The sequence below is a fragment of the Caldimonas tepidiphila genome (genome assembly GCF_003569765.1).
Classification (GTDB): Bacteria; Pseudomonadota; Gammaproteobacteria; order Burkholderiales; family Burkholderiaceae_C; genus Caldimonas; species Caldimonas tepidiphila.
In genome coordinates this window covers 1-7305 of sequence record NZ_KZ983975.1, presented here as the reverse complement: position 1 = coordinate 7305, position 7305 = coordinate 1, and the positions used below count along the sequence as shown (strand labels likewise).

The window sequence follows — 7305 nt, the reverse complement described above, 5'->3', positions numbered from 1 at the left end:
CCAGCATCGCAGTTGTGACCTCCGTGAAGGAAAGTCACGCCCCGGCAAACTCATTGCCCGCCTTGGGGAGCCGGGTCGATCCAACACAAAAAGCGGAAGACCCAATTTTCGGTCGGCGCCAACAACGTGCTGGCAAAAAAGTTGTGACGCCGTCTGCGAAGCGGCAGGTGGTGCAACTCCTGGTGAGCGAGCACCGGCTGCCGATCACGCGAGCCTGTACGGCAGCAGGCTTGTCGCGGGCGGCGTACTACAGGACGCCGGCGTTGCCTCAGGACAGGGATGCTGAGGTGATCGATGCGCTCAACGACGTGGTCGAGCGTAACGGTCGTTGGGGCTTCTGGAAGTGCTATGACCGGCTGCGCCTGGACGGGCGGGCCTGGAACCACAAGCGGGTGTGGCGCGTGTATTGCGAGCTGGGCCTGAACATCCCGCGGCGCACGAAGAAGCGCCTGCCCAAACGCGAGCCCGTGCCGCTGGCCGCCGCCGGGTTCGTCAACGAGGGCTGGGCGCTGGACTTCATGCACGACGTGCTCTACGACGGGAGGCGGTTCCGTACGCTCAACGTGATCGACGAGGCCAACCGCGAGGCGCTGGCCATCGAGGTGGCGCAGTCGATTCCCTCGGCCAGGCTAATCAGAACGCTTGAGCAGCTCATCGAGTGGTACGGCGCCCCGAAGTCCATCCGCATGGACAACGGCCCGGAGATGACCAGCTGCGACTTCGCGGCGTGGGCGCAGCAAAAGGGCATCGTGCTGAACTACATCGAGCCCGGCGAGCCGAATCAGAACGCGTACATCGAGCGCTTCAACAAGACGTACCGCACCGAGGTGCTCGACGCCTACCTGTTCAGCTCCATCGAGCAGGTGCAGGCGATCACCGGGGAGTGGCTGACGCAGTACAACGAGTACCGGCCACATGAGGCGCTGGGCGGCGTGCCGCCGTGCCAGTTCATGCCCAGATTGACAACCACAACCGTCGCGGACTCCAGGAATCAGATGTCTGCTTGACAGGTGAGCTTACGCTACGAGCAGCCCGGGCGGCTGTACGTCTACCTCCGCAAATCCCGTCTGTTGACGCAGAGGAGTTCGTGCGACCGGCGAGCATGGGATGTACGCATGCTCGACAGTCAATCTCCAGGGGTGCCGGCCTGATGCGGTGGCAATGTTCGCGGCGTCACTTGGTGCCGGCTATCAGCCCCTGCAGTGACTCGAGCCGGCGGCGAGTCGATTCCGGCGCTTGGGCCACCGTCCACAGCATGTACTCCGCGAAGCGGTTGAAGCGCGGAGACATCTCTTGGATGTCCGCCTGCACGGTAGTGGCGAACAAGACACCGTCGCAGCGACCTTGCATGACAGCACGCTGGAGCACCGCTTCGTGCCGGCGCATGAAGTCGACGTTCCGCTGATGCAGGAAGTCGCCGACGTGCTCCGCCGTGCGATGAACCAGGATTGAGCGTTGGGGCGTCAGGTCGTCGAGATTGAACGCAATCAGGCCGGGACGGCCCATGCGCTCCAGCTGCTGATAGCCCTTCCTCAGCGGCGTCTCCAGGCTGTCCTCCGAGTAGAGCTTCTTGCAGGCGATTCCGTAGCTTCCGAGACCGTCAGGGAGGTCGAGGGCGATGTCCGGCGGCTCTTGCAGGCGTGCGGCGACTTGGTGGCTCGTGAGGAACTTGAGCAGGTCCAACTCCCACAGCGCGTCCTTGCCCTGCGACGGTTGCCTGGTAGACAGGTTCATGTCGCTCTTGGTCATCCGGCGGATGAGCTCTCCCGCATCCGGCTCGTCGAGCACTTCGCCGACTGCCTGTGCGATGCGCAGCGCCTCGTCTGCCTGCATCAGCGTGAGGATGTCTTGCCCGTGCGTCTGAGCCTCCCACTGCTCGTTCAGGGCGCTCGCCTTGAGCAGCAGCGAGCCCAGCGCGCTGTTGGGCGGGCATCGGATGCCTCGCTCCATGAGCTGCGTGCGGAGGTCTTCCACAGTCGTCGCGATTTCCGCGTACGTCTGCGACCGGTGAACGCGCTCCTTGGTGTGGAGCTCGACGAGGGAGGGTGCTGCGTAGGTGGGCACGGAGGGCGAGGATGGTTTGGCTCGCCTAATTTTGCAGGCCTTCTAGATGTGCGGTCCCGGGATGAGATGGTGAGGGTTTAGTTTGAACCGGAATGGCTCCTTGGCCCAGGCATCACAGATGAACTGGAAAGGCGTTCGCCATCGCAGTGCCTTCAAATGCTTTGCGAAGTTGAAGGGGTGACGAAGGCCAGCACATGGGCCTTGAGCGCCTTGAAGTCCGGGTAGTGGAACGCTTTGATGGTCGCTTCCTTGACGGTGCGATTCATGCGCTCGACCTGCCCGTTGGTCCAGGGGTGGTAGGGCTTGGTGAGGCGGTGCTCGATCCCATACTCGCGGCACACGCGCTCGAAGATGTGGCCTCCTCCGTACCGGTCGGTGATGCCCCCGCGGTAGCGAGGCTGCTCGGCAAAGGCCATGCCGTTGTCGGTCAGCACCGTGTGGATCTTGTACGGGAACGCTGCCACGACATCCCGCAGGAAGGTCGCACCGTTGAGCTTCGTGGCAGCGTCGAAGAACGCGACATGCGTGAACTTGGTGACCCGATCGATAGCCAGGAACATGTGCAGCTTGCCCTGCGCCAAGCGCAACTCGCTGCTGTCGATGTGCACATAGCCGATGGGCGTGTCGGGGAAGCGTCCGCGCCTGGAGTCCTTCTCCTCGCTGCACGGCAGTCGACTAATGCCGTACCGAACCAGGCAGCGATGCAGGGCGCTGCGGCTGAGCTGCGGAATGCTCTCGCGCAGGCAGCCCAGCACGTCATCCAGCGGCAGGAGGGTTCGACGCCGGAGTTCGACCACTACGGCTTCCTCGGCCTCGCTGAGCTTGGCGCTGTGAGGCTTCTTCGGCCCCATCGGCGCATCAGCAGTCGTGGTGCGGCGGCGCCACTTCGCCACCGTCTTCTCGTTCAGTCCGTATCGGACGGCCAGGGAGCGCGTCGTCTCTTGCGACGCTTGGAGCTCGGCTCGAATTCTCGGCGTCGTTCGGGCTGAGCCATGAAGGCTTGCTGCCATAGCGCTTCCTCCTGCTGAGCAGTCAATGATGCACCACGACTTCTCGGGACCGCACACCTAGGAGCCTCGTCTAGCCACCAGCCGCAGATTGCTGGCTACGCACCTCACCATGTCGTACGAAGACCCCAGGCGGGGTCGTCGCCGTGCACTCGGCCCCGTGGTGGACGAGACCGCTGACGGGCCCCAGCGGGCGGCTATGCGCTTGCGTCAGCTCATCCAAGAAGGGCTGGACTCCGGGCTGGGCTCGGAGACAACTGAGGAAGAGTGGGCCGAGCCGCGGGCCATCGCTTCTGGCGACATTCAGTAGCCGGCCTTCCCCTGCCCACACCCGGCGACACGAGCGGCGCGCGCGTAGTGGAGCCGTGCTTACCTGGCCCCGTCCCTCAGCGGGCAGGAGCTAGCCCGCGTCAACTGCCCCTGGGCCTGCCTCGGCCGACGGGTCCGGGAGCACCTCTAGGGGTGTACGCGGCTTGCGCCGCTCGCGGCGCAGGTTGCGCGAGAACTCCCGCATGAGCGCCTTCCGCTGCTTCGCGTAGGTGCGATGGGTCGTCGCCGGCGGCCCCACCTTCGCAGCCTCTATCGCGCGCATGGCCTGGTACTTCGCTCCGATGCTGGCCAGCTTCGCATCCCGAGCCGCCCGCTCCTCGGGTGTGTCTTCGCCGTCCGCCTCAGCCTCAGCGCGGACTTGGTCAGCGTGCGCGCTGACCGCGACACCCAGCCATTCCTTCATCATTTTCTCGAGCACGTCCTCCCGCTCGAAGGGCGCTGGGCAGTGATGCGCTACCTTCGTTGCCTCATAGGCCCTGTTGAACACCGCGAGTACTTGGCGCTCCAAAGTCGACACGGCAGGCCGGTTCGAGAACTCCTCCAGCATCGGCTCCAGCCAATGAAGCACGGCCGGGACGTCTTCAGACTTGTCGTGCTCCATCAGTTCGTTCAGGCGAGCCACCATGAGCTCGTCTCGCTCGTCGGCTGACGCATCAAGCGCCTTGCACAGGTCGTCGACCCGGGCGAGGGGAATGCGCCAGTCGCGGCGCTTTTCGTGGGCCGCCTCGTTCGTCCAGCGCGCCAGCACGTGCAGGTCAGTCTCGGACAGCCAGCGCGAGGCTTGGCGCTTCGTCAGGGTCGGCTCGCCCGGGAACAGCGTTGCGTGCCATTCTGCGAAGCGCTGGAACATGTCCTCAATGAGGGCGGCGCTGCTCTTAGACATGGCTGGCTCCTGCCGACGCAGTGAGGGCGGCCGACCCGGCAGCGGCTGCCCGCCGGCGGGCGACGACCTCGGACCGGGCACGAACTGTCGTCAGGATGAACCAGTCCACGGTCGCTAGGTCGAGGTGCATGGCCTTGGACCCGCCTCGGCCGCTGCCTGCCAGCAGACGCAGCAGTGCGAGGGCTTCGCAGTTCGTGAGGCCGCAGACCTTCTGCAGCAGCGGCAGCTTGGACGGCGCGAGTATGGTGTTCGGGTACCGGTCGCTCATAAGCATCGACACGTTGTTCGGGTTGTCGAACTCGAGCCGCTCGGCAACCTCCTTCTGCGTCAGCCCGGTGTCGAGGAGGGCTTGGATTCGGTCACGGACGGCGTGCTTGTAGGTCTTCATCATCACTCCAGAAGTTGAACGGGTTGGGTGTCGCGGCGCGCTTCGACTGAGCGAAGTATGGCGTGATGAAGTGCTGCAAAGCTTTGTATTACTAGGGATAAATGGTAGCGCATGCACTACCACCAGTCGCCGCGCGGCTGCCCCGGTCAGACGACAGTTGCTCGCCATCCTGGGCGATGGTGCGCGACCACCTGGTGCCGGCCGACGGTTGCGTCGGCCTCCAAGACGGCGCGACGTGGGGCCGACTGCTAACCGTGCTCGAAGGCAACTTCTGGCCGGGGCAGTCGGCCTAACACCAATGGGTTGTCGCTCGCTACGCTTGCCGCGCGGCAAGGTCCTGCTTGAACTCGGCCCAGGCCGATTCCAGCGCCTCGGTGGCGAAGCGCTGGAAGCCGCGACGCTCGTAGTGGTAGCAAAGCTGCTTGAGCGACTTCGGCGTGGTCGGCAGACCTCGGCTCGTCACCAGCTCCAGGGCCATGAAACCGACGTCGTCGCGACGTTCGCCTGCGCGCGTGCGCTTGCGCTGCTCCTGCAGCCACACGCTGAACTTCGGCCGCAGAGCCTGGTACTCGGCCCGCGCGGCGAGTGCTTCGGTCTCCAGCACATTCACGGCTGCATCCGGACGGCGCAAGTTCATTTGCAGGCGCCAGTCCCGCTTCTGCCTGCGCTCCAACTGGTCGAGCAGCCGCTCCCCGGTGTGAGGCCCATGGTCGGCGAAGTGGTTTGCCTTGAAGAACACGTCGCACTCGGCGCAGTAGTAGCGGGAGGCATCGTCCTCCAGCTGGTCGCCATGGAGGTAGTAGCGCTTCCGCGGGTCCTCCGTGACGTCACGGTGCTGCTGTGCCGGAGGCAGGGGCGGCAGGTGGTCGCGCTCGCCGGTGGAGCCAGGCGCTTTCGCGGCTGGGGCGGCACTATGCTTGGACAGCAACGACCAGTTCCGGTAGCCGTGCTTGGCGGCAATCCGGTCAAGAACTTGGTAGTGGGTCAAGGACTCCTGCTTGCGCAGGCGCTGGGCGTCGCGCCGCAGCTGGTCCAATTGGGACGGTGTCAACGAAGTAGGCATGGTGGCGGTTCTCCGGTCACCGTGACGTCGATGCGCCCACACATCGAGCCAGCGGCGACCATACAGCCAAGCCATGACTCGTTCTCGCTTCGCGCTGCCAAAACCGGCTGTGCCTTGTGGGCGGGCGAGCCGGCGCGGCGGCTGCAGGCGTCAGTCTAACGCAGCGTGCGCCGCTAGGGAATGTCTGCGTAAAGGCAGGGCAAGTGTGGTGATCGAAGATCGAGGCTATGAAGCAAGCTGATCTCGGGCTGAACCTGTCGCGCAAGCGCGAGTTCCTGGAGCAGATGGAGCGCGTAGTGCCGTGGGCGGCGCTGGGGGAGCTGATCACGCCTTACGCGCCCGAGGGCCGGCGGGGCCGCCCGCCGTTTGCGGTGGAGACGATGCTGCGCATCCATTTCATGCAGCAGTGGTTCACGCTCAGTGATCCAGCCATGGAAGAGGCGTTGCACGACGTGCCGCTGTTTCGCGAGTTCGCGGGCCTGGACAGCTGGCAGGCGCGGCTGCCCGACGAGACGACGATCCTCAGGTTCCGCCATCTGCTGGAGCGCCACAAGCTCGCCGAGCAGATCCTTGCCATGGTCAACGAGCTGTTGCGCGACAAGGGGCTGATGCTGCGCGCGGGCACGGTGGTGGATGCCACGCTGATCTCCGCGCCGAGCTCGACGAAGAACGCCTCGGGCGAGCGCGACCCGGAGATGCACCAGTCCAAGAAGGGCAACCAGTGGTACTTCGGGATGAAGGCCCACATCGGGGTGGATGCCGAATCGGGTCTGGTGCACACGGTGCGCGGCACGTCGGGCAACGTCAACGACGTGGTGGAGGCTAACAGCCTGCTGCACGGAGAGGAAAGCGACGCCTTCGGCGATGCGGGCTACCAGGGGGCGCACAAGCGGGCGAACGCCAGAAAAGGTGTGCGCTGGCACATCGCGATGCGCCCGGGCAAGCGCGCGGCGCTGGACCCAGAGCGCAAGGTCGATGCGCTCGTCGAGCAGCTGGAGCGCTTGAAAGCCGGCATCCGGGCCAAGGTCGAGCATCCGTTTCGAGTGATAAAGCGGCAGTTCGGGCATGTGAAGGTGCGCTACCGGGGTTTGAAGAAGAACACCGCCCAGCTCTTCACGCTGTTCGCACTGTCGAACTTGTGGATGGTGCGCGGCAAGCTGCTCGGATCGCAGGCATGAGTGCGCCTACTGATCGCCAAAAAGGCCGGCAGGCGCAGCGAAACGCTTCCTGCGGCGCGCTTGCAACTCGCAGCCAGCGCCGAAACGGACTGCACGCCCGCTTCTGACCAGGTAGCTTGCTGCTCATCACTGCCCGAGCTGAATAATACGAACTCCATCTGCTCTCCGGAATCCAATGCTGGATGCGATCGGACCCGGGAGCGATGCGATGTCACATGACGTAGTGGGGGTGGCGCGACGCTGGAGCGCGCAGGAGCTCGAGGCCGCAGCGCGCCACGAGCGCAACGGCCGGGTGCGCAGCCGGCTGCTGGCGCTGCGCCACTTGGCGCTGGGCCACTCGGTGGCCGAGACCGCCGGGCAGTTCGCGCTGGGCAAGAGCCAGCTCTACGACT

General features: G+C 65.1%; 7 protein-coding genes and 1 pseudogene. 3 read left to right on the top strand and 5 right to left on the bottom strand.

Annotation, left to right across the window (positions count from 1 at the left end):
* The coding region (locus tag D3A59_RS04015; RefSeq protein WP_205665105.1) for an IS3 family transposase at positions 1-1007 on the top strand (1007 nt) is incomplete at its 5' end.
* A gap of 166 nt (positions 1008-1173) precedes the next feature.
* On the opposite strand, the gene D3A59_RS04010 is transcribed toward D3A59_RS04015, so the two are convergent.
* From D3A59_RS04010 to D3A59_RS03985, 5 genes and pseudogenes are all read right to left on the bottom strand, one after another.
* Positions 1174-2064 (bottom strand): hypothetical protein, encoded by an 891-nt coding sequence (locus D3A59_RS04010; protein WP_119153625.1) that lies wholly within the window; start codon positions 2062-2064, stop codon positions 1174-1176.
* A 42-nt stretch (positions 2065-2106) separates the two neighbouring features.
* Positions 2107-3074 (bottom strand): annotated as a pseudogene (locus D3A59_RS04005) (IS481 family transposase).
* Positions 3075-3471: 397 nt separating this feature from the next.
* On the bottom strand, positions 3472-4284 hold the full coding sequence (locus D3A59_RS03995) for a hypothetical protein (RefSeq protein ID WP_119153623.1): 813 nt from the start codon (positions 4282-4284) through the stop codon (positions 3472-3474).
* Positions 4277-4672: a hypothetical protein gene (locus D3A59_RS03990; RefSeq protein WP_157991398.1), complete on the bottom strand. Its 396-nt coding sequence runs from the start codon at positions 4670-4672 to the stop codon at positions 4277-4279. The genes D3A59_RS03995 and D3A59_RS03990 overlap by 8 nt, the downstream gene beginning before the upstream one ends.
* Before the next feature lie 313 nt (positions 4673-4985).
* On the bottom strand, positions 4986-5708 hold the full coding sequence (locus tag D3A59_RS03985) for a hypothetical protein (protein WP_170162295.1): 723 nt from the start codon (positions 5706-5708) through the stop codon (positions 4986-4988).
* A gap of 254 nt (positions 5709-5962) precedes the next feature.
* Here D3A59_RS03985 and D3A59_RS03980 point away from each other — a divergent pair, with 254 nt between their 5' ends.
* Positions 5963-6913 carry an IS5 family transposase gene (locus D3A59_RS03980; protein WP_119153620.1) on the top strand — a complete coding sequence of 317 codons (951 nt, stop codon included), beginning with the start codon at positions 5963-5965 and terminating at the stop codon, positions 6911-6913.
* Positions 6914-7121: 208 nt separating this feature from the next.
* Positions 7122-7305 (top strand): hypothetical protein (locus D3A59_RS25215; protein ID WP_157991396.1); only part of this gene is annotated, 184 nt, incomplete at its 3' end.